Annotated in this window: 29 protein-coding genes; 4 read left to right on the top strand and 25 right to left on the bottom strand. The window is 62.0% G+C overall.

Features of this window, described 5'->3' with window-relative positions; translation table 11 throughout:
- Positions 1 to 14 precede the first annotated feature (14 nt).
- Together AC5P9I_RS09970 and AC5P9I_RS09965 are read right to left on the bottom strand one after the other, a co-directional pair.
- Positions 15 to 611: a ParA family protein gene (locus tag AC5P9I_RS09970; RefSeq protein WP_495217207.1), complete on the bottom strand. Its 597-nt coding sequence runs from the start codon at positions 609 to 611 to the stop codon at positions 15 to 17.
- Between the two features lie 99 nt (positions 612 to 710).
- Positions 711 to 1,229, bottom strand: a complete 519-nt coding sequence (locus AC5P9I_RS09965) for a hypothetical protein (RefSeq protein ID WP_481527093.1) — start codon at positions 1,227 to 1,229, stop codon at positions 711 to 713.
- A 346-nt stretch (positions 1,230 to 1,575) separates the two neighbouring features.
- Between AC5P9I_RS09965 and AC5P9I_RS09960 the strand changes: the two genes are divergently transcribed.
- Entirely contained in the window at positions 1,576 to 3,663 is a 2,088-nt protein-coding gene (locus tag AC5P9I_RS09960; RefSeq protein ID WP_495217206.1) for a type 4 pilus major pilin, read from the top strand.
- A 42-nt stretch (positions 3,664 to 3,705) separates the two neighbouring features.
- Here the strand turns inward: AC5P9I_RS09960 and AC5P9I_RS09955 are convergent, their stop codons facing one another.
- From AC5P9I_RS09955 to AC5P9I_RS09885, 15 genes are all read right to left on the bottom strand, one after another.
- Positions 3,706 to 4,620, bottom strand: coding sequence for a hypothetical protein (locus tag AC5P9I_RS09955; RefSeq protein ID WP_495217205.1), 915 nt, complete (start codon positions 4,618 to 4,620; stop codon positions 3,706 to 3,708).
- 87 nt (positions 4,621 to 4,707) lie between these two features.
- Positions 4,708 to 5,148, bottom strand: a complete 441-nt coding sequence (locus AC5P9I_RS09950) for a DUF6573 family protein (protein WP_481527097.1) — start codon at positions 5,146 to 5,148, stop codon at positions 4,708 to 4,710.
- 261 nt (positions 5,149 to 5,409) lie between these two features.
- Positions 5,410 to 5,895: a hypothetical protein gene (locus AC5P9I_RS09945; RefSeq protein ID WP_481527098.1), complete on the bottom strand. Its 486-nt coding sequence runs from the start codon at positions 5,893 to 5,895 to the stop codon at positions 5,410 to 5,412.
- 68 nt (positions 5,896 to 5,963) lie between these two features.
- The gene (locus AC5P9I_RS09940) at positions 5,964 to 6,629 is read right to left on the bottom strand and encodes a hypothetical protein (RefSeq protein ID WP_495223778.1); all 666 of its coding nucleotides are present in this window, start codon (positions 6,627 to 6,629) and stop codon (positions 5,964 to 5,966) included.
- A gap of 477 nt (positions 6,630 to 7,106) precedes the next feature.
- Complete coding sequence (locus AC5P9I_RS09935; protein WP_481527100.1) at positions 7,107 to 7,946, bottom strand: ankyrin repeat domain-containing protein; 840 nt, start codon at positions 7,944 to 7,946, stop codon at positions 7,107 to 7,109.
- Positions 7,947 to 8,012: 66 nt separating this feature from the next.
- Positions 8,013 to 8,237, bottom strand: coding sequence for a hypothetical protein (locus tag AC5P9I_RS09930; protein WP_481527101.1), 225 nt, complete (start codon positions 8,235 to 8,237; stop codon positions 8,013 to 8,015).
- 142 nt (positions 8,238 to 8,379) lie between these two features.
- On the bottom strand, positions 8,380 to 8,634 hold the full coding sequence (locus AC5P9I_RS09925; RefSeq protein WP_481527102.1) for a hypothetical protein: 255 nt from the start codon (positions 8,632 to 8,634) through the stop codon (positions 8,380 to 8,382).
- A gap of 246 nt (positions 8,635 to 8,880) precedes the next feature.
- Positions 8,881 to 9,378: an ankyrin repeat domain-containing protein gene (locus tag AC5P9I_RS09920; RefSeq protein ID WP_481527103.1), complete on the bottom strand. Its 498-nt coding sequence runs from the start codon at positions 9,376 to 9,378 to the stop codon at positions 8,881 to 8,883.
- On the bottom strand, positions 9,365 to 9,709 hold the full coding sequence (locus tag AC5P9I_RS09915) for a hypothetical protein (protein ID WP_481527104.1): 345 nt from the start codon (positions 9,707 to 9,709) through the stop codon (positions 9,365 to 9,367). The genes AC5P9I_RS09920 and AC5P9I_RS09915 overlap by 14 nt, the downstream gene beginning before the upstream one ends.
- 230 nt (positions 9,710 to 9,939) lie before the next feature.
- A complete protein-coding gene (locus AC5P9I_RS09910; protein WP_481527105.1) occupies positions 9,940 to 10,143 on the bottom strand; it encodes a hypothetical protein in 204 nt (67 codons plus the stop codon).
- Between the two features lie 32 nt (positions 10,144 to 10,175).
- Positions 10,176 to 10,673, bottom strand: coding sequence for a hypothetical protein (locus AC5P9I_RS09905; protein WP_481527106.1), 498 nt, complete (start codon positions 10,671 to 10,673; stop codon positions 10,176 to 10,178).
- A gap of 266 nt (positions 10,674 to 10,939) precedes the next feature.
- Positions 10,940 to 11,434: an ABC transporter permease gene (locus tag AC5P9I_RS09900; RefSeq protein WP_495217204.1), complete on the bottom strand. Its 495-nt coding sequence runs from the start codon at positions 11,432 to 11,434 to the stop codon at positions 10,940 to 10,942.
- Positions 11,435 to 11,568: 134 nt separating this feature from the next.
- Positions 11,569 to 11,880: a hypothetical protein gene (locus AC5P9I_RS09895; RefSeq protein ID WP_277434258.1), complete on the bottom strand. Its 312-nt coding sequence runs from the start codon at positions 11,878 to 11,880 to the stop codon at positions 11,569 to 11,571.
- Between the two features lie 21 nt (positions 11,881 to 11,901).
- Positions 11,902 to 13,023 (bottom strand): hypothetical protein, encoded by a 1,122-nt coding sequence (locus AC5P9I_RS09890; protein WP_481527108.1) that lies wholly within the window; start codon positions 13,021 to 13,023, stop codon positions 11,902 to 11,904.
- The gene (locus AC5P9I_RS09885; RefSeq protein ID WP_481527109.1) at positions 13,020 to 13,877 is read right to left on the bottom strand and encodes a hypothetical protein; all 858 of its coding nucleotides are present in this window, start codon (positions 13,875 to 13,877) and stop codon (positions 13,020 to 13,022) included. Before AC5P9I_RS09885 ends, AC5P9I_RS09890 begins: the two co-directional genes overlap by 4 nt.
- A gap of 143 nt (positions 13,878 to 14,020) precedes the next feature.
- On the opposite strand from AC5P9I_RS09885, the gene AC5P9I_RS09880 reads away from it, so the two are divergent.
- Positions 14,021 to 14,371 (top strand): helix-turn-helix domain-containing protein, encoded by a 351-nt coding sequence (locus AC5P9I_RS09880; RefSeq protein WP_481527110.1) that lies wholly within the window; start codon positions 14,021 to 14,023, stop codon positions 14,369 to 14,371.
- Between the two features lie 24 nt (positions 14,372 to 14,395).
- Positions 14,396 to 14,737 carry a hypothetical protein gene (locus AC5P9I_RS09875; protein WP_481527111.1) on the top strand — a complete coding sequence of 114 codons (342 nt, stop codon included), beginning with the start codon at positions 14,396 to 14,398 and terminating at the stop codon, positions 14,735 to 14,737.
- A 99-nt stretch (positions 14,738 to 14,836) separates the two neighbouring features.
- Here AC5P9I_RS09875 and AC5P9I_RS09870 read toward each other — a convergent pair whose 3' ends face one another.
- The 6 genes from AC5P9I_RS09870 to AC5P9I_RS09845 form a co-directional block, all read right to left on the bottom strand.
- Positions 14,837 to 15,022, bottom strand: a complete 186-nt coding sequence (locus tag AC5P9I_RS09870) for a hypothetical protein (RefSeq protein WP_481527112.1) — start codon at positions 15,020 to 15,022, stop codon at positions 14,837 to 14,839.
- Positions 15,019 to 15,210, bottom strand: a complete 192-nt coding sequence (locus AC5P9I_RS09865) for a hypothetical protein (protein ID WP_277433441.1) — start codon at positions 15,208 to 15,210, stop codon at positions 15,019 to 15,021. Before AC5P9I_RS09865 ends, AC5P9I_RS09870 begins: the two co-directional genes overlap by 4 nt.
- Positions 15,207 to 15,437 carry a hypothetical protein gene (locus tag AC5P9I_RS09860; protein ID WP_481527113.1) on the bottom strand — a complete coding sequence of 77 codons (231 nt, stop codon included), beginning with the start codon at positions 15,435 to 15,437 and terminating at the stop codon, positions 15,207 to 15,209. The genes AC5P9I_RS09865 and AC5P9I_RS09860 overlap by 4 nt, the downstream gene beginning before the upstream one ends.
- Positions 15,418 to 15,789, bottom strand: coding sequence for a hypothetical protein (locus AC5P9I_RS09855; RefSeq protein ID WP_481527114.1), 372 nt, complete (start codon positions 15,787 to 15,789; stop codon positions 15,418 to 15,420). The genes AC5P9I_RS09860 and AC5P9I_RS09855 overlap by 20 nt, the downstream gene beginning before the upstream one ends.
- 190 nt (positions 15,790 to 15,979) lie before the next feature.
- Positions 15,980 to 16,171, bottom strand: coding sequence for a hypothetical protein (locus AC5P9I_RS09850; RefSeq protein WP_481527115.1), 192 nt, complete (start codon positions 16,169 to 16,171; stop codon positions 15,980 to 15,982).
- 49 nt (positions 16,172 to 16,220) lie between these two features.
- Positions 16,221 to 16,427, bottom strand: a complete 207-nt coding sequence (locus AC5P9I_RS09845) for a hypothetical protein (protein ID WP_133320387.1) — start codon at positions 16,425 to 16,427, stop codon at positions 16,221 to 16,223.
- A gap of 388 nt (positions 16,428 to 16,815) precedes the next feature.
- Here AC5P9I_RS09845 and AC5P9I_RS09840 point away from each other — a divergent pair, with 388 nt between their 5' ends.
- Positions 16,816 to 17,937, top strand: a complete 1,122-nt coding sequence (locus AC5P9I_RS09840) for a COG3904 family protein (protein ID WP_481527116.1) — start codon at positions 16,816 to 16,818, stop codon at positions 17,935 to 17,937.
- 9 nt (positions 17,938 to 17,946) lie between these two features.
- Here the strand turns inward: AC5P9I_RS09840 and AC5P9I_RS09835 are convergent, their stop codons facing one another.
- Both AC5P9I_RS09835 and AC5P9I_RS09830 read right to left on the bottom strand, forming a co-directional pair.
- Positions 17,947 to 18,441 (bottom strand): hypothetical protein, encoded by a 495-nt coding sequence (locus AC5P9I_RS09835; RefSeq protein ID WP_481527117.1) that lies wholly within the window; start codon positions 18,439 to 18,441, stop codon positions 17,947 to 17,949.
- Entirely contained in the window at positions 18,414 to 19,310 is an 897-nt protein-coding gene (locus AC5P9I_RS09830) for a PDZ domain-containing protein (protein WP_495217203.1), read from the bottom strand. The genes AC5P9I_RS09835 and AC5P9I_RS09830 overlap by 28 nt, the downstream gene beginning before the upstream one ends.
- Positions 19,311 to 19,544 lie beyond the last annotated feature (234 nt).

Below are 19,544 nucleotides of genomic sequence, written 5' to 3'. Positions count from 1 at the left end.
CAAAGGAAGATCCATCATGCCGCAGCCCTCCCCTTGCCGTCACGCTTGAGGGTGTGGTGCACCTTCACGGCCAACCCGTGGATCTCTTCCTGGGCTTTCAGTGCCCACCGGTCGGCAGCGTCGAACACCGTCTGGCCCTGCTCGTAGCAGTCCGCGATCAGCGCCCTGTCACGCACAAGAACTGCTCCGGCCATCTTGGGATGCTCGAGCCGGCGACGGTGGGAGGCTCTATCCTTGTTGACCCGATTGGCGATGGGCAGATAACGCTTGCCCTTCTTCTCCAGCACCTCCACCGTCCGAAGGAAGATGAGGAAGCTGGCCCCATCCAGCAACGTGGGGACGAGGTAGAGGTCGGCCTCGGGGATCACCTCATTGTCCGGGAGCCTGGGCGGGGTGTCGGTGATCTCGATGTTGAAACCCGGCGAGCGCGAACGGCCCACCGAGAACGGGGTTTCATCGGACAGGGCCGCAAAGGCGCTGGCGCCGCCCTGGGGGTCCCGGTCGTTGACCAGCACACGCAGCCTGGGGTCACGGGCATAGCACCCGGCCAGGTTGAGGGCCATCGTGGTGCGGCCGACACCTCCTTTCAAGGAAAAGCAGCACAAGCGCATTGGGAAACTCCGTTCGCATGAGTAGGTAGGGATAGCCCAACCGACTCTACAGAGTGTCAATCACAACGCAAGTGCATGTTTTTGCAAACCTTTTAGCCGTTAAGCCGTCGGACGAAGTCCCTTGAACTCAGCGCACTTCCGGGGCGACCTCACGCCATCTCTGACGGGGGGCAGCGTCCGCTGGGTGATCACCGTTTCCGAAGGTGAGGCGTGGAGATCGAACGGCTGCTCGGCCATCCAGGTTTTCAGCGACGGGGGCAGCTCGCGACCCAGTTCCTCGAAGATCGTTCGGCGCTGATTGCCGATACGGTATTCGGCGAAGGGGTCCGCGCCCGCGGCGGCCAGGATGAGTGCCATCTGGTCGAACCCATACGCCAAGTGCGGACTGTCGCGATACGCCTTCCACCCCATGCAGGCCAAGTGGAAAGCGGTGATGCCCTGCAGGCTCACCGGGGCATCAAGGGACGGAAAGATGGCGTTGTCGTCCCCTGACGTCCAGGCGTCGATGCGGGCCTGATGGATGCGGCGCACCAAGTGGCGCAGCAGAAACGGGTTGTTGGCCTGGACCGCGGCGTGGAGCTCGCGGGCGAAGCGCTCTTTGGGGTTGAGGGTGCTCATTTCCATTTCGCCTCCCTCCGGCTCTTCTGCTCGAAGTGGGCTTTCTCTTTGGCCAGACGAACCAGCCGGTGGCGCTTCGAGTTGGGGATGTGGGCGGCTTCAACGTAGCCTCGGCAAGGCTCGTTGGCAGCGCTCATGAACAAGCCCGAGCGGGGTTGGAGCACGGTCAGTAAGATTTGGTGCATGGGGTGATTCCTGTCGGTTTAGGCTTGACCGTTTATGAGTAGGACGTCCCACTCTTTTAATCGGCTTAACCCCATGCAACCACACCGACAGGTCGAGTCAAGGGGGTAAATTGCAGAAAGTCTGACTAAAACAGGGACTTGCCAAACCACCAGTGCATCGCATGCTGAAATGCATGACGACATTTCCTTCTCTGCACAGACATCCCTCCCCCTCTCGCCTTTCCAGCGGGGTTCGCTCTGCGCTGGGCTTCGGCATGGTGGAGACCTTGCTAACCCTGGCCGGGCTGACCGTGCTCTCCGTCGTCGCGTTCGTGAGTTATGCGCACGTGTCCGCAAAGTCGAAGGTGTCGGAGGAGAGCGACAACCTGCGCGAGCTGTCCACACGGGTGGAGAACTCCTTCGGATTGCTGGGCACCTTCGCAGGCGTCAGCGCCGACGCGCTCGTGCGCGATGGCCTCGCCCCCACCCGGCTGACCGATGGCGAGGGTTTGCTGACCAACGCCTGGGGCGGTTCGGTGACCGTCGAGCCCTACACGGTGACTCGCTTCGGCGATGGCTTCTTCATTGTCCACCACCAGGTGCCCGCGCGCTCCTGCGCCGACTTCGTAGCCGTCAACGCGCGCGACCCGTGGGACATCCAGGTTTCCGACGTTTCGGTGATTCGCAACCACGGGGGGCGCCTGGACCTTCAAGCACTGACCGATGCATGCGCGGAAGGCGATGGTCGCATTTCGTTCGTCTACCACACCGGGCTGGTGGCGGGAGCTGCGGTGGCGGCCTCACCGCTGCAGCTCCCCCCCATCCCGACCTCAACCACCCCACCCGGCTCTCCTCCCTTGGGCGGTCCCGTGGGCCCTGCTGGGCCAGTGGGTCCCGCAGCTCCCGTGGGCCCCATCAGTTCAGCTCCTTCACTCCCCCCTCCACCGCCAGCACCGGTTGCGCCGCCGATGGCCACACCAGTTGTTCCGGTCACGCCGCCCGCGCCTCCGGCCACACCTCCACTCCCTCCGCCCACCACCGTGGCGGCGTGCGTGGAGAGTTCGGAGACCCGAACCGTGAACTGCCCTGCGGGATCGGTCGGCCAAGTCTTCCAGTCGCGCCGTCACCACTGCGGGCCCGACCCCTCGGTTTACGAAGCGTGGGCGGGCTCCACCACGGCAGGACCGTGGACGGACACCAGCAACACTTGCACGCCCTGCCCTGGGCCTGAAAGTCGGACCGTGGCCTGTCCGAGTGGCCAACTGGGTTCGATTGGCCAGCAGCGCACATTCGTATGCAGCGGGATGGGCTCATGGAACGCATGGACCTCTATCAGCAACACATGCGCTCAGGCTTGCTTCGCCCCAGCACCGGAGTGGCGCCCGGCGCCTTACAAGGCATCGTGTCCTGCGGGGTGGACCGGCACGGGAAGCAACTGGACCACCGGAGAACGCCGCACCTGGACTTGTCCAAGCCCCACGGGTTCCCCGACGAACACCGGGTGGGTGTGGGACGGCACACCGGGGGTGTTCGTAGACAATGGGGATTGCCATCCTTCCACGCCAGCGTGCACTCTACCAACTCCTAGCACGCAGTCTGAAGCAGAGACCCGGACCACCACGCAACGGCTTGGTTGTCCTGCGGGTCAGCAGGGCGAAATCACCAGGACACGCCAGGAGCAACGCACGCGTTCTCGATCTGCCTATTGCCCCACCGTGACAGGGTCGTTTGCCTGGAATCCTTGGTCGACGTGGTCGGGATGGTCGGCCATCGGTTCATGGACCACTGCGAGCAACACCTGCATTCCCATCACCGGCCCGTCCTGTTCATGGGTCACGGACGTTTACTCGCTGGCCCCCAATTTCGGGAACCTGGACGGTGAAACAGTTTCCTACGACGACGGCCGGGGTGGCGGGTGCAATGCCGCCTGGGGCGGCCGCAGCGGGATCACAGACCAGAGTGCCTTCCACGCCTGCCGCAGCTCGATCCCCACTCAACCGCTTTCCCCTGGCGCCTATTACTCGCTGAGCGAATACACCAACTGGGGCGGCGGAATGGAGAACCAGTTCGGCTATCGCACCCAATGCGTATCGACTGGAAACTACACTGTCGTGAGTGAATCTTGTTGGTCCGAAACCAATTACGCGTTGTCATCTCTTGACCAACAAGCTCGTGCTCTCTGCGCCGGCGCTTCGATAGGGTCAGGTGGCACAATTCACCACTTTCCGGATTACCAGATCGGCTGCTACGCCGATATTCAATGTAATTGAGATTCAGATCACCGGCAGCGCAGCGGCCGACAGGCTCGTAGATCAAGATTTTTCAGCTTCCAGCGGAACCTGCTGAAACCGAACATGCAAGCGCTGGATGAGGGCCCGAGTTTCACTGCTGGGCGCGCGCGTGCAGACCAGGACAGCCTCCCCGTTGGGCACGTGGCGGATCGCTTTCTGCTCGGCCCGAACGATGGCCCGATACTTCACCGCCTGGTAGACGCCCCGCTGGAGCTCGTCCTCGCTACACCGGCTGGTTTTCACTTCCACCGCCAGGCGATGCCTGCCATTGTCAAAGTGCGCATCCAACCGGTCACCAGAACTCAAAATCTTTTCATTGGTGCCTGCGGGGAAGTGACCGTAGTCCACGAACTCTTCGGGATGGTGTGCCACCCACTTCTTCAATGCAATGTGCTCGTCGCTTTCAGGACCACCACCCTGCTGGACCTTCGGCAGAGGGATGACGCGCTGCGCCTCGTCCTGGGGTTTCTCTCCCCTGTCAGGCTCCAGGATGGGAGCCCCCAGGGCGCGGGCGACCCGGTCCCAGTGGGGATAGGTGAAGACATCCTGCTTGGCTTCTTCGAACTGTGCCTTGCGATCCTCTTCTGTCGCCATGGGCTTGCCAACGAAAAACGCCGGAACAATGGTCACCGCCCCGTCACCCGGAACACCCTTGTTCTTGTTGATCACGATGGCATGCAGGGGAGGAATGGGCTCCCCCCATTGCTTGCTCAACCATTCGATGGCCTGTGCCACCCCACCTGCCACTCGTCCGTAGTTCAGGACGTGCTTGATGGAATGGCCGTTGCGGTCGTGGAGCTCACGGGCCAGGTCGGTGTAGGTGTGATCGTCGCCCTCCTTGGCCCACCGGAGAAGAATGGGCAAGGCATCGGGGACCAGCGGCCCCAGCTTCTCGCTCTGCGCCAACGGAATCCGTTTCCAGCTGAACTTCTCCATCCCCTACCCCCCTCCCTTGTCGTCCCACCATGGTAGCCGCGGGACCCGTTACGGAGAACGAATAGGGCCGGTTTCCCGGCCCCCTCGTCAATCCTCGCGTGGCAGCAAGATCGTCACCACGGGTTCCAGGTTGTCCCCCGGCCCGCACAAGGCTTTCAGGGTGACCAGCCGGTGCGTCGACCGGGTCAGGCCCGAGCGATCATCCGGAATTGCTTCGTTGGGCTGCCAGTCGCCACCATCGGGCATGGCCACCAACAGCTGGTAGTGGATCTCGGACGTGTTGCTGCTCTCGCGCTGGATCGCCACGTGAAGCAGGAAGAGCACGTCCCAGAGCCGGCCCTCCACGGACTGCCCCCGCAGCTCCAGCCCCGCGGGCACTTCCACGTAGCGTGCCCATGCGGCGTGGGTGATGGCCACGGGCAGCTTGAAGCCTGCTTCCTTCGCCACGTCGGACACGTCCACCAGGACGCCGTCCTCAATCGCTTGGGCGCGGGTGTAGGAATGGATGAGATCGGAAGGCTCGAACATGTTGTTTCCTCGCTGGTGAGTAATGGCCCGGTCCAGGGCATCCGGTCCGGATGACTTGGAATGGGAAACCCACTGCCCCACCGCACGACGCGGTCAAGCGAGGAAATGGAAGGGCTGGTGCGGCCCGCAGCGCAGCGAGGACACGGGCCCTGGAATGGCCCTTGACCGGAGAAGGCGGGCGATGGGGCCGCGCGGAGCGCACGAGGCCTTGATGACGTGCCGTGTGCGGCACACCGATTCGGAGTTGAAGCAAGGATTCTTTCAGGCCTGGGAGCAGACTTGAGGAACGCGGTCCATCCAACCGCTCTGCCCCGCCGATGCCCGAGCGGTGAGTGGGCCAAGGCCATGAACGAACGTCAGGCGCGCAAGGTCAACGTCGTCTTGCGGCCAATACGGACCATCCGGGGAAAAGACGTAATGATCGCCCTGAAGTGCCCCACACGTGGTGCAGTGGTGGGCAAGGTAGGTCTGGCCGGAGGTCCGCGTGGAGGCGTAGCGAAGCCAGGGGGCGTGGCTGGTCACAAAGGCCAGGACGCCGTCGTCGAGGTGCTCGATGTAACGCAGCAAGGCGCCCTCCCCTTGGTCCACCAGGCCATCTTCGTCACTCTCTTCGAAAGACGGCACCCACACCGCCACCGTGGGGGTCTGGGCGTGGCAGAAATGACAGGTGGTCTGCCCGAGCAACAGGCCGTAGGCCGGGGCGCAAAGGAAGGACTGGTAGGGATCTGGAACGGCGGACTGATTCATGAACCCATTGTGCCCCGCCAGCGTGTCAGTAAGTGAGACAACTTCGACGCACACGTTTCATGGAGAAGTCAGAGACGGGGTTTCGCCATCATCGGCTGTTCTTGCAAGGTCAGTAGCACTTGTTGTAGATCGGCCGCCCGCTTCTCTGCCGCCCACTGGAGGAGCAAGTCGATCATCGTAGGCGCTCCTGGTTCCCAGAAATTCTCTGTATCGGTTAGGTAATGGCCAGGCAGCTGCTCCCTCATGAAGGCAATCAGCTCAGGACTACAATCCCCGCCCGCCATCACCATGGCCCTTGCCATTTCGACGTCTCGACTATCGTAATCCCGTTCGTAGGCAAGAAAGTTCCAGAAGGCATTGTGACGGTTCACATCCACTCCACGGGCAATGAGGTGGCGTGCGACCTTGTATCGACCTTGGGAAACAGCGAAACCAAAGGCGCCCTCCCCAGTTGTATGCGGCATTTCCACATACAGGTCGGCGCCGGCGTCGATCAGCATATCCATTACCTCAAAGTCAACCTCCGTCTCGTCGCCCTGACAAATGACCTCATGAATCAAGAGGGTTGGATACTTGTAGTCGTCAATGTCGCAATCGGGATCCGCACCTGCGGCCAGCGCCTGACGAACCAAACTTCCGCGATTTGGATTAGCCCTGACTTCGCACGAAGCGATCAGCCGCTGATTTGGGGAGACCGTGGATTTCCTCCCCTGAAAGGAGAACAACCGGTTCATCGCGATCATTGGTGGGCCGCCAAGATCTCCCTTTCGTCGAGCCAGAACGCAACATCCTGAAGCGTTCCCAGGCCCCTGACGAAGCGCCGAGTGCGAGGGCAAACAATCGCCCAGCGGTTGGGCCCGGGTTGATTGCCGTCGCTCCACACCTGGTTTGGCCCTGAAGCCCGTCGCAGTTCGTAGCCAAGGCGCTGAGCGAAGTGTTCGAGGGTGGTCCGGCTGGGTCGTGGTTGCTTGATCATGGTGGCTTCCTAATCGTGGGTGGGTCGGCGCGAATGCCCCCCCCTACGATTTCAAGGTAGATCGCCATACCGAATTGTCCATGGATTTCATGGACACTTTCTTGACTAAAGTGAAATTCTGCGGCTTTCACTTCGCACTTTTTCATAACAACGCTTTCGCGCCGAAGGCGTGGTGCCTTCCCCGCCATGGGATGCTTTTCAGCCGCTGTTGCTGTTGTTGCTGTTGACTCTTCGACTAAAAGCCAAACCCGCGATCGCGCTGCCGCGCCTTACCCCGTGCCAAGTCAGCGGGTGTCCTTCCGGTCACATCGACGCGATCCATGTCGGCGCCAGTTTCCAGCAGTTCGATGCACGACGCCTTGTCGTGGCGTGCTGCCGCAAGGTGCAACGGAGTGCGGCCCTCGAAGTTCACCGCGTCTACCCACGCGCCGTTCTCCACCAGCCACGGAATGAACGATGAGTATCCGGCGAGCACCGCCCGATGCATAGCGGTGTTTCCGTTCTTATCGGGCCGGTTCAGCCCAGCGCCCAGCTGGATGGCAGCGGAGGACACGCTCCGATCACCCGCCGCGATGGCATCGTGAAGCATGGACTGGGCACCGCATTCGGCCCGAATGGTGGCCGCGTCGTTCAGCCGCTGGCCCATTGCGTGGGCGTCCTGGGCCATGCGCTGCCATGCGTCTTCGCGGTCCTCGTCATTCAGCTGCTCTTCGAGGTAGTCCGTGACCATCGCACTGTGAGGCAGCGCGTCCTGAAACTCCCGCTGAAGGGATTCGGGCGAGTGCGGGGCCACTGCACCGAAGGCCGTCCAATCGTCATCCCCCTCTCGGTGGAGATGGACGTTGACCCATGGCAAGCCGTAGGGATGGGGCCCAATCCGCCACACCAGGTCTTGGAAGCTGCAGGTGCCCACGACGGGGGCCTGGCAATGCTCCACCGCTTTGGCAAGCAGCTCCGCGGGGTGGAGCTCTTCATCTGGCAGGATGGCATGGACGCGGTCGGCCAAGCCCTCGCGGTCGTGCAGGTCGAACGGGGCCAGGGCATCGGCGATGGTCTTGAGGGTGGTCGTGGTCATCCCTCTGGTGTATCTCAACCTTGGGAAAAGTCGAGTCGGAGAGAAGTAAGCCACAACGAATCATTGTTACGCTGCGGCCACGCGCCTGGCCATCTGGCGGTTCGTGCCCATCCACCCCATGGCTTTGTATTGCTCGGGCGTCAGCAGTTTGCTCACGCCCAGCCATTGCGTCAGGTGGTAGTGCCCGATGGTGTGGGGATAGCGCTGGATGCCCTCGTGCAGAAGTTTGGGCAGGTAGCACACCTCGCCATCGGTGCGCTCATAAGCAAAGTAGTAGTGCCGAGCTGCCATGGTGACCTCAGACCGCCCAGGCGGCGTTCTCGATGGTGTCCGAGATGCGAGCCCCGAGCAGAACGCTCACGGGCAGCACGATGGGGGCGAGGGAGAAGAGAATGGAGAGGGTCATGGCTGTCGGTCCTGGTAGCGTTGTCGGTTAGGCGTTGGCGAGGACGTCAATCAGGCCCTCGTCGTCTTCGCCATAAACCGGTTGGACCTGGCCATCGTCGGCGGTGATCCAGAACGGGGCTTGGGTGAAGTCATGCACCTTTTCACCCTCCTGCATCCAATCGACCTGATCCGCGACGATGTTCTCCTGAGAGCTCAAATGGACGCCGCTGGCAATTTCGATGCAACCTTCAGCAATGGCGGCATGGAGGGCTTCGGCGGGGGTGTAGGTCTTGATGTTCATGGTGGAATTCCCTTGTTGTCCGGTCGGCGTTGTTGCGTCCCTATGACTCCAAGGTAGATCGCCTCATGAAAATGTCCATTGCTGCAATGGATCTTTTCAAGACTAAAATCAAGAACTGCTGAATCTCACGCAAATATTCCTAACATCGAAAATGCGACGAAGGCGTTGCTTCCCTTTCTCCATCGTTCGCTTCTCAGATCGCCGGGCGCGCAGCGGCCGGTGGCGGCGTCGTGCAGTTGCTCTTGCTTAAAGACGCGGCCGGCTTACCGTCGGCGTGTAGGCTACGGTCACCAGCCTGTCCTGCAGCAACTCCTGCCGCAGTTCCGCTTCCACTTTCGCCACCACCTTGGGCATTGCATCGCGCAGGGTTCCTGTCCGCCAGAACGGGCTGGCGCGGTAGGCGTTGCCGCCAAGCCTCATCAGCAGCCGTGCCGTCTGCTCCATGCGCCCCCGCTCCACCGGATGCTCGCTGGACTGGTAGTCCGCTGCGAGCTTTTCCAGCGGCCGTTCACTCCAGAAGTTGCGCGCGTGAGGTTCCGCCCCCGCTTCGATCAGGGCTTCAACGATGCGCGGCCAGGCCAGCGCTGAGTGGATGGCTGGGCCCTCGTTCTCCCGCCATGCGTTGGGGTTCGCTCCATTGCGGAGCGCCTCGAGCACCCCCACCAGGTTGCCCTCGATACACGCGTGAATCAGTTCCGCGCTGGGGCTGCCGGGCGGTGGCGGGGTGCGATCAATCACGGCCACGGTGCTTCCTCAACGTGCCCCGAATGATCTGACGCAACACTTCGCCGCGGGTGTGGCCCAACGAAGACGCCAGAACAGCAATGCCTTCGACAATGTGGCGCGGGGCCACCATCTCGGGCAACCGGTCGGTCTTGCTGTCGCCCATTCGCTTGCTTGAAAGTGGGAATGGCTGGCGGAAGTAGAGCGTCACAATCTGTCGCACGGCTTCGTTGAACGGGATACCGTGATGCTCGGCCAACCGCCGGACCTCGTCGGCATCGCGGGCGTTGATGAAGGACGTCGGTAAACGCCCCATGGGGTTGTCCAGGCGGGGGTTGCGCAGGGACAGCATCAGTAATCCTCCAGGCCTAGTGCCCGATTGCGCTCGGCGGCAAAGCTTTCCGAACGTTCGTTTGCGTCTGCTCCAGAGAACATCACGAAATTCGGGTTGCACCGATCTTCGTCAACAACCAGAAAGACTCCTGGTGTCCATCCACCCTCACGATGACCGTCAACAACAATCTTTCGCGGAGGGATTTTCTCTCCAACAGGGATTGGAGCATTCGCTGAGCGTCTCATGATTCAAGCCGCCGCGGCTTCGCGGACCGTGGCGATAGCCTTCCAGCGGTTGAATGCGGCGCCCGCGTAGTAGAGCGCGTCCACCAGTTCTTCTGCAGCACCTTTGGTGCGAAACTCGTCGTTGCCGCGGGCGAAGCCGGCCAGGATGGCGTAGCGCTCCTGGTCATCGTTGGCGTTGTTCATCGATTGGGCGATCTGGACGTTCATGTGGGTTCTCCTGATTGTGGGGATGGATGCGTTTAGAGGCGCATGCGCTGCTGGGGGACTTCCTGACTGGCCACTGGCGTTTCCTTCTGCGCTTCTACGCGCGGGCTCCACACCTGGCCGCCGATGACCATGCTCGGACCGCTGGCGGCAGGAAGCGCCTGCGAAAGCTTGGCCTGCGTAGAACGCGCCTTAAGCGCGCCCATGGTTTCCTGCGACATGTCCTTGGCCTCGTAGATCACTGACCCTTTCAGGTGGTCCCGCGCCTCGTCCACCAGAGCGGCGAGGGTTCGACCGAACTTCGAGTTCGGACCCTGGTTGCGAGCATCAGCATCCCAGCGCTCGATCACTTCGAACGTCTTCTCGTGACGATGGCCAGACTTGTTGAGCTCATGGAACACCGCTTCGGCGTCTTTTACATCGAAGCGAATGGTGGAGAGCTTCACCGGGTGAGCGTAACCACCGCCACTCGATGCAGATTGGGTGATGGCGACCGCTTGGATTCCGTCGCTGACGAGGTGATGAATTTTCATGTCGATTTCCTTGATGGTTTCGGAAGGCGTGATTGCCTCCTACCATTTCAAGGTAGATCGCCATGCGATTTTGTCCATGCGATCCATGGATCTTTTCTTGACTAAAGTGAAAATCTGCGGCCTTGGGAAGCAAATATTCCTAACATCGAACCCGCGCCGAAGGCGATGGGCTTTCCACCGCCAAGTGGTGCTTTTCAGATGCTTTTCGCTGGGCACAAAAAAGCCCCCTTTCGGGGGCTTCTTGCCCTGACAATCACATTTTCTTGTCAAATGCTGGTGGATCGCCAGAGCTTTCCCACAATCCCACCCAAGACAGGAGCGATCGGAAAAACCGTGTAGAGGGCAGTCAGGTAAAAGGTCGGAACCGAGAAGAAGAAATTGCGCTCCCCCTGCTCGAGACCAGGATAAAATAATCCAATGAGCACACTGGCTATCTGGAGGACTACAACAAACAGCGTGCCGATGATGGCACCCTTCAAGAACCCGCCCTTACGGGGGCGGATAAAGGGGTTCACGGCCATTGCGGCTCGGACACCCGCGGCCCGCCAGTTGAGCACGTAGAGAAAGGCTAACAGCCCCCAGATACCAAACGCTGCCGACAAAGCCAAGGCGACCCCCCAGCCAGAAGCACCGTTCTGCGCGTGCTCTTGGGCACCTCCAAGGAAGACCAATCCCGCACCACCCAAAATGACGGTGGCTGGAGCCAACAAACCCCATTGCATGTGACTGGATCTGCTTTGCTGTTGCGGCGTGTAGGTCATTGCCCCCTCCATTTCTATCGAATTACCTCATCCTATTTCATCCTGGCAAACTGACAAGAGCCGATAAGGCTTGATTACCCGGCTGGAAACACTTCTGCGCGCCGCTTACCTTTCGGAGGTCTTCGCCTTTGGAGTCATTGCGCGTATGCGCGCCAGCTGCCATCGACCTTGGCGTAGCGGAAGTTCTTGTTGACCGGGAGGGGAGCGGTGCGCCCCATGACGCTGATGGTGAAGGTGCCACGAGTATCGCAGCGATACCCATCCATTCCGTCCGCTTTCGTGCATCCGGAAATCTCGAAGTCCTGGATGTCAGCCACCTCCCCCGCACCGCTTTGCTGAAGAAGCGTGGAAAGCGCTTGCTTGGCATCCCCGTTGGACGGCTTGCCCCCGCAAGCGGACAGGACGAGCGCAGCGGCCAACGCCACCGCAAGTTGCTTGATCTTCATGTTTGTTCTTCCTCCAAGGGGTCAGTGCTGGGCCGGCGGTGCCGTCAGGGTGAATTCGGCCAGCGGTGTGTATCCCTCGTTGCTGGAGTAGGGATTCGTGGTCTCAAAGAGCGCCAGGTCCATGCGGTGAGCCTCGGCTTGGATCTCGCCACCGGGAGACCGCTCGTCGGTCAATCGGAAGTAGAGAGTCTCTCGGGTCTGAAGCTTGTAGTTGGCGCGGGCTTGCTCGATGCGCCGGGCCACACCCTCGTCCTCGACCTTGAATTGGCAGGCCGGCTGCTGCATATGGCCCCAGGGCAAAAAGTGGTAGCGCATGCCGCGCTCCTCATACTGCATGGAACCGTAGCCTTCGCCCATCAGGCATTGTTGGCTGGAGAACGGGAACGCTTTGACTTGGAAGTCGTAGCCCTGGACGCTGACATCCCGCCCCACGAAGTCGTCTTTTGTTGCTCCAGCCACCTTGCCCACCATGCGCTCCGTCGAAATGGAGGACATCCGGAAAAAGCGCGTCTTGGCGAGGTTTGCCAGCCGCTCTTTGACAGCGGGAAGCTTTGCTTTCAGGAGGTCCTGCTTGGCGAAGGCGTCGCTTGCCTGGCTATAGCCCTCCACAAAGACCTGGGCCAGGTTCTCGTCCGTGATCTGGCCAGCTAGACGCGAGGCCAGCACCCAGGCTAAGTCGTCCGGATGGAGCTCGAGATAGCCGTCAGGTGAGGCCGGCCAGGCCACCTTTTCTTGCGCCTGGGGAGTTGTCGCTGGGGCTGCTGGCTCGCCGTTGGCCGCTGCCGTTTTCTGTTTCGCGCTGATCGGCACCCAAGCGTTGCCTTGCTTTGCAAAGGTGAAGTCGAATTGCGCCGGCACCGGAACCGGCTCCGGCTTCAACTGCTTGCCACCATGGAAACCCACCATGTCCACGGTCCCACCGGTCACGCAGGTGACCCGATCGGGGCCGCTGGCACTGCAGTCCACCTCCAGGTCGTCCCAGCCGCGAATCTCAATCCGCTGCCCAAGCTCCGGAACAAGGTTGGCATTCATGTGCATCTCGTAGGCCTTGGCCACCTGCTCTGCCGTGGGCATGTCCTTCTTGCTTCCACACGCTGCCAGCGCCATCGTCAGGAGTGCCAGTGCGATTGCTGCGTTCTTCATGCGCCTTCTCCTTGCTTGTTGGTGAGATCCACTTCGATCGTTTCGTTGCGGTAGCCGACGCGCACCCGCTCGACCGTCACGTCCATTTTCGGCACGGTGTTCTCGACCCAGACGCGGTTGACCGTGAAAACGACCAGGTCACCGCGCGCGTCGCGGCCTTGCCGCGCAAGGTTGGCCGCCTCCGCCGAATCCATCCTGATCAAGAGCTGGTATCGGCCGGCCCACTTGGGACTGAAGACCACCCTATCGGTTCGCTGGGACCACGGCACGAACCCTTTGCCAGTCACGGACAGCCCACCGGCGGAGATTTCCGGCAGGGGAACGTAGACCTCCATGGCTCCGCGAGCAGCGTTGTATTCGACCCCGCCCCAGGATACAAGATCGGGCCGCACGGCGAAGCGGCGCGTGGTCTTGAACTTCTCCAGCCGTGCATCGAAGGCCGGCCCATACCGACGCTCGATGGCGTCCGTTTGGGTCTGCTCGATCCCGTTCGGTCCGTTGATTCTGGTGTCGGCGAACCACCATTGGTAGAGGCACCATTGCCGATCCTTGGCATCCAGGCGGTAGCTGGAGTGCGCCATCGCAAGCAGCTTCATGTCGCACATGTCCGAACCACCACTGGCGGTCGCGGTCAGGCCCACCCGGAGGTGCTGCGCCCCCTCCAGCATCTCCTGATCCAGATCCCAGTAGGTCCCGGCCGGTTCCAGGTAAGGACTGCGCGCCTTCTCTGCCACCACCCGAGGCGTGTTGCCCAGGGCCCGCCCGATGGTCTCCAGCAACCCCTTCCCGTCCCCGGCCTGGGCCTGGAACGCCAAGGCCAGCGCCAGCGCGCCGGCCCACCCTTTGCTTGCCATAGAACCCCCTGTCGGCTCCTTGCCACGAACTTACGTGGTGCGTAGAGTCTACCCGGGGCGTAGGGCCTGGGTCATCCTGTCGGCATGCCTGCATTGCATCCGTTCAGCCCGTGAGCACTCCCCCGCCGGTCCCTCGGGCTGTCGTGGCGGCGCGCCTGCGCCAGGCCCGCCAGCTGCGAGGCCTGAGCCAACGCGAGGTCGGGGTGCGCATGGGGTTGGACAAGGACACCGCGTCCGCGCGGATCAGCCGTTATGAAAGCGAGAGCATGGCCATCAGCCTGGAATCGCTGTTCGAGCTGGCCGTGGCCTTGGACGTCCCACCCGCTTATCTGTTGGCCAGTTCTCCGGCCATGGCCAGCGCCATCCTGGCCCTGGGCGAACACAACGAGGCCCAGCAAGTCCGGTTGGCGGAGGTTTTGGAGAAGCTTTCAGAGTTGCCACCGAAAAAGCGCAACGTGCTCATTGAGCAGTTGTCACATCTCACCAAGGAATAGCAGTCACAACAAGGAATGATCCCGATGTGGAAATGGATTTCCCGTCTGCTGCGCCCCACCCCCACCGATCAGGCGCAACCCTCCCCCAGGGTCGATCTCGCCGCACTCGTTGATCTGAACATGGTCGAGCTCAATGCGGCCGAAGCCCGGGCATTGCTCGCCCAGGACCTCGCATTGCCGGACCGGCTCCGTCAGCGCCTCGTTGTGTTTTCAAGCACCGCTGACGCGCTCCTGGACAAAGCACGGACGATCCCTGCGCAGGCCCCCGACTGGGAGACCATTCGGAGAACAGCCCGCTTACTCAACGGCGAGTTTGAGCTTCTGCGAAGCGATCTTCACCGCTCTCTTCGACAACTCGCTTTCTAGCGCCATGTAAGGCCGGCAAGCGCAACACGGCTTTGGCGACGTGCGAAGGATCGGCCAGCCATACGTCCGCCACTTCGGGGAACTTCGTTCGCCCCCTGCTCAATCACCGGATCGTGAAGGCACCGGCGGCTTGATGGGGGCTCCCCTGTCCTTCAGACCCTCCGTCAGCAGTTCACGGACGAGCTCGCTGACGTGCCTGCTCTCCTCCGCCGCCAGCTGCTCCATCCGCGCTTTCAGATCCTTGGGCACGCGCACGGCCATTTGAACGTAGGCCGGCCGGGTCATGGCATCGCCAAGGACAGCACCACCGCCACGGCCAGGCCTGCAATGATCGCGGCCTTCAGGAGCGAACGGCGGCGGGCGACGCCCGCCTGTCGCTTCGCGCTCTTCCAGTGAATGCCAGCGATGCAGAAAACGATAAAGAGGAACAGGACCACCCAGACGGTGGTGGCGATGGCACCGAAGGTGATCATGCAGCACCTGCCAACAACACCGTGGGCACCATCACCCACGCGCTCATCACCGCATACGTCGTGACCAATCCGCCCACGCCGATTGCAAGGTCGGGCAGCCTAGCGCTCGGATTGACCAGCGTTTGCGCGCAAATCTTGAGCATGGTCCATCCGCACATGAACAAGGCCAGGTCGCGCCAATCGCGCAGCGTGATAGGCGCCAGAGGTTTAATCGGCATAGCGGTCATAAGGGCTCTCCAGTTGTTGGGCGGCGCCGTAAGGCAAGGGTTGATCAGGGGTGGTGGACGCGTCAGCCATGCCGGCCACGCTCTTGAGCACGTCCAGCAAGGATCGACTGTTACGGGCGTCCGCTTCAGCACGCGCCACGAACGCGTCCAGCTCGCTGGGCAAGGTCGAACGCATGTCGGAGACGGCACCGCGCACCCCACTTGAGCCGGGCATGCTGGCTCCCGTCACGCGATTCCAGTCGCTGGAGAAGCGATCGACCCCGTCCATGCCCATGAAAAACAGACGGGCCAAGATGGCTGCGACGATGATGTTGACGACCCATCGGCGCGTCACTCTGAAACTGATGAACATGTCTTTTCCTCCCCAAGCGTTTCGTTTGTCGGTGTATGACGCTCGTATCCCGTTCGTCATGCCTCTGGGATACATCTGCACGACAAACGCGCAAGGGGGCGTTGCAGACTAAAGTTGAAAATCGCGAAGCACCGCTCGCTTCTTTGTTAGGCAAGTAAACGAAGCGGGGCCCGAAGGCCCCTTGCGTGTATCAGCGCCAACCCCGGTCGACTCGGTCCAAGTCGTAGTCCTCGCCGAACTGCAGCGCGGCTTCTTTCGGTTCCAGATCAGCGAAGCGGGCCAGCTCGGTGTCGGTCAGCCCAGCGTCCTGGATCGTGATGGCGAAGTGCGCTTGAAGCGCGGTGTTGAAGGCGTCGCGCCATTGGGCGTTGAGGGTCGTCATGGTGTTCTCCTTGAGGAAGAGAATGGGGCCCCGAAGGGCCCCGTGGTGGTCAGTCTTCTTTCGGCTCGGGCAGGCGCAGGACGACCACCCCGTTCACCGGCACCGCGTTGAGGACCAGGCGGTAGCCCTTGCCATCCTGGTGCGGCCACGCCGCTCCGATCTTCGACCAGTTGCTGCGCTTCTCGCCCTGGACTTCGTATTCCTCCACCAGAAAGGCGTCGAGGCGGTCGTTGGCGGGCTGGTTCTTCTTGGCCATGGTCTTTCTCCGTTGGGTTCGAGCGGATTGCTCGCGAACCGATCCGGGGAGACGAAAGGCCGTGCAGCACCTCGTCAGCGACGAAGCGGCAGCGCAGGAGCCCTTAGAGGCCGAAACACCGTGGAGGAGTGCAACGCACTTGCGCCCGGACGCGTGGACCCAAGGTTTCGCCTCAGGCAATCGCGCCCAATGGAGCAGTGGCCCACGTCCCTCCCGCCGTCGCCTCGCTCTGGTGGAGGATGGTCCGGGGTGCTCGGCGGCCGAAATCGGTGTGGCCGCACCGGGAAGGGAAGCCGTGGCCTTGCGGTGCTGGCGCGGGGGTCACCGCCCCACCATGCGACCCCTCGGGGCCTCGGGTATTCTTTCCCCATCAGGGGAAGAACACTTTATGAGCCAACGGATCATTGGCCTGGCCCTCGTGGCCATGCTCGTGGGATGCAACGCGCCCACACCACCCTCGCCACCCGTGGCGGCACCGACTCCCGCTCCGGTCTTACCCGAGCCGATTCCCGAACCGGAAACGAAGCCGGTGCCGGTCGAAGAGCCCGCTCCCGTCGCCGAGGAACCGAAGGGGCACGTCGATGATCCGGCAGTGGTTGCCCGACTGCGCAAGCTCATCGACGAACGATCCGCCTTGGGCTCTAAGGTCTTCGACGCCGGCGTGGCAATCGATGGCCACACCCACGCGGGAACGGCCTTCAATGAGATTCACATCCCCGAGCACAAGTGTTACGTGCTTGGCCAGTTGCTCGGGAAGGCCGACCTGGTCAGCTCCTTGGCCATCGATTACGAACCCGACTACGACACGCAGACCACGGAGAACGCCTCCGACCTGCGAATCATGAGCAATTCGCTCCACAACTTCGCCAGCGTCGCCAAGCACATCCTGGGGATGCCATACGACGAACGGGTGGTCACCTGGAACCTGGATTGCGCTGGACAGATGGGATTGCCCCGTGCCTTCATCAAGCAAGATGGCCAGTCGTCCTTCTACGTGGTGACCAACGACGGCAAGGCGCTGAAAGTGCTGGGCGACATCGAGGAGGGGTTTGCGAAGAAGATCCGCGATGCCATCGAAGCCAATCCCACCGTGGAGGTCGTTGCCTTGGGGAGCGGCGGTGGCTACGTTCACGAAGCCATGACAGCGGGGGCCTACATCCGCTCCATGGGCCTAGACACGACGTTGTTCAACAACTGCTATTCCGCCTGTCCCTTGGTGTTCATGGCGGGGGTCGAGCGTCAGAACTGGTCGCCCTACCCCAAGTTGGGTTTTCACCAGATCTACACCTCGGATGGCCAGCCCATTCCGTTCGACAGCGAGCCCTACCGCCAGGTGTTCGGTTACCTGATGCGCATGGGCATCGAACCCCGTTACGTGCTCCAGAAAATGTGGTCGGCCCCACCCACGGGCATGACCAACGTGGATGGGGAAGACTACGATCTTTGCCGGGCCAACATCACCACGTGGATTCAACGAGGATGCTCGAACCGGGACTACGGCCACCGCTGAAAGAACGGCTCATCGCTCGATTCGCGCGGCAGGCCCATCACGGGTCCATGCTTCGAAGAACCGAATCGCCTCATCGAAGCCAGTTTCCTTGGCCAGGGCGTAGGCACTGATCAGCCGCTGATTCTGGAACAGGCCTGACTCGTAAGGGCTGACGTTTTCATGGAGCACGCACCGCTCCACCTCGGCCCGGTCGCGATGCTCGACGGCCACCAGGAGTGACGCCACGCCCCGTTCGCGTTGCTGGCGGGAGCGTTGCCACCGCCGTTCGTCCCGGGGGCTCAATTGTCCCGAAGGCGGCGGCACCGGGAGTCGAAACAATCCCATTCTCGCCAGTAGCCCGGCGACCTGCGCCAGCAAGACCAAGCCCACCACGATCCAGACCACGGCGGTGAAGGCAGTCTCCCCGATGGCTTGTAGCAGCCAGCCGGCGGCCAACAGCACCACGATGAGGCCCCACCCCACCCCTCGCATGGCGATCAGTCGCCCTGCTTCTGTTTCTGCCACCAGCCTTGTCCGCTTTCCTGCGTTGGCGTGGCAGGTGCGGACGCCGCGGAGGGCGGAACTGCGGCAGCGGCGGGAACGGCGGTCGTTGCGGGTGCAGGAGTGGCGATGGCTTGAGCCACTGCAGGGGCGTTGGGCGCTGGACGCTTGTGGACGATCACTTCGCCCTTGTTGAGGACTTGTAGCTTTGCCTCGCCGATCTGCAAAAAACCGAGCAATTGGATGGCGGCCGGGCTCTGTTCGGCCAAGGGGACCCCACCAATGTGGGTGATGACGTCGCCGGGGCGTAGTCCGGCCTGTTCGGCGGGCGCGCCCGGCACCAGGGTTTCGATCACAGCCCCTACCTTGCGGGTCTTTCGGGTGGGTTTCTCGTAGGCCTGAATGCCCAGCGCGTTGTGGTCCCCGGGCACCATTCGTCCCTCGGCGAAGGCCGCTATGAGTTGCAAGCCCAAGTGGTTCTCGTTGTAGACCACCGGGTTGGTTATCTCCACCGAATTGCTGGCGTTGAACATGTTGGTGGCCACGGTCTCGAACTTGTTGCTCACCATCACGTCGGGACCCATCTGGGCCATCGTGAAGGTCAAGCGCCCCTTGGGCTCCTGCCACCCGCTGTTCCCTTGCGCCATCTGCACGCCAATGGATTGCCAGAACGAGAGCGGGAACTCATAGACCATGACGTTCTGGTCCTGCCGGGTCGGGGTTTTCCCCGCCGGCAGCATCATCGCCACGATGGCGTTCTGAACGTCCTGGACGCTGCGCCCTTTCACCGTCACCACCGGTGCCGGCGTGGCCCCCAGCTTGGCTGGATCGGCGTAGGCCTGGCCTGCAATCAATGCCAGCGCCAACGCGCCGGCCCATACACGGTGCTTCATCCCTTCCCCCTTGTTCGGACCCAAGGCCCGTTCCCCGGCCCAGTTTATGGGCGCCAGCGTGCCCGTGGGCGCTCTCACGGGCTGAGACGGCGCCCCAGCATGTAGGGCCAGATCAGGCATTACCGCAAGAGCCCATGCCATTTACCATGGGACAGCCGGTTGTCGCGGTCTGTCACGCCGGCATTCCAAGGGAAAGGTGGGGCAAGAAATGGCAAAGGAATGGGCCCCCTCGTG

This window comes from Stenotrophomonas sp. YJH_SMC_29, from assembly GCF_059371235.1.
Note: the sequence above shows the minus strand (reverse complement) of the source record. Positions and strands in the feature narration are given on the sequence as shown.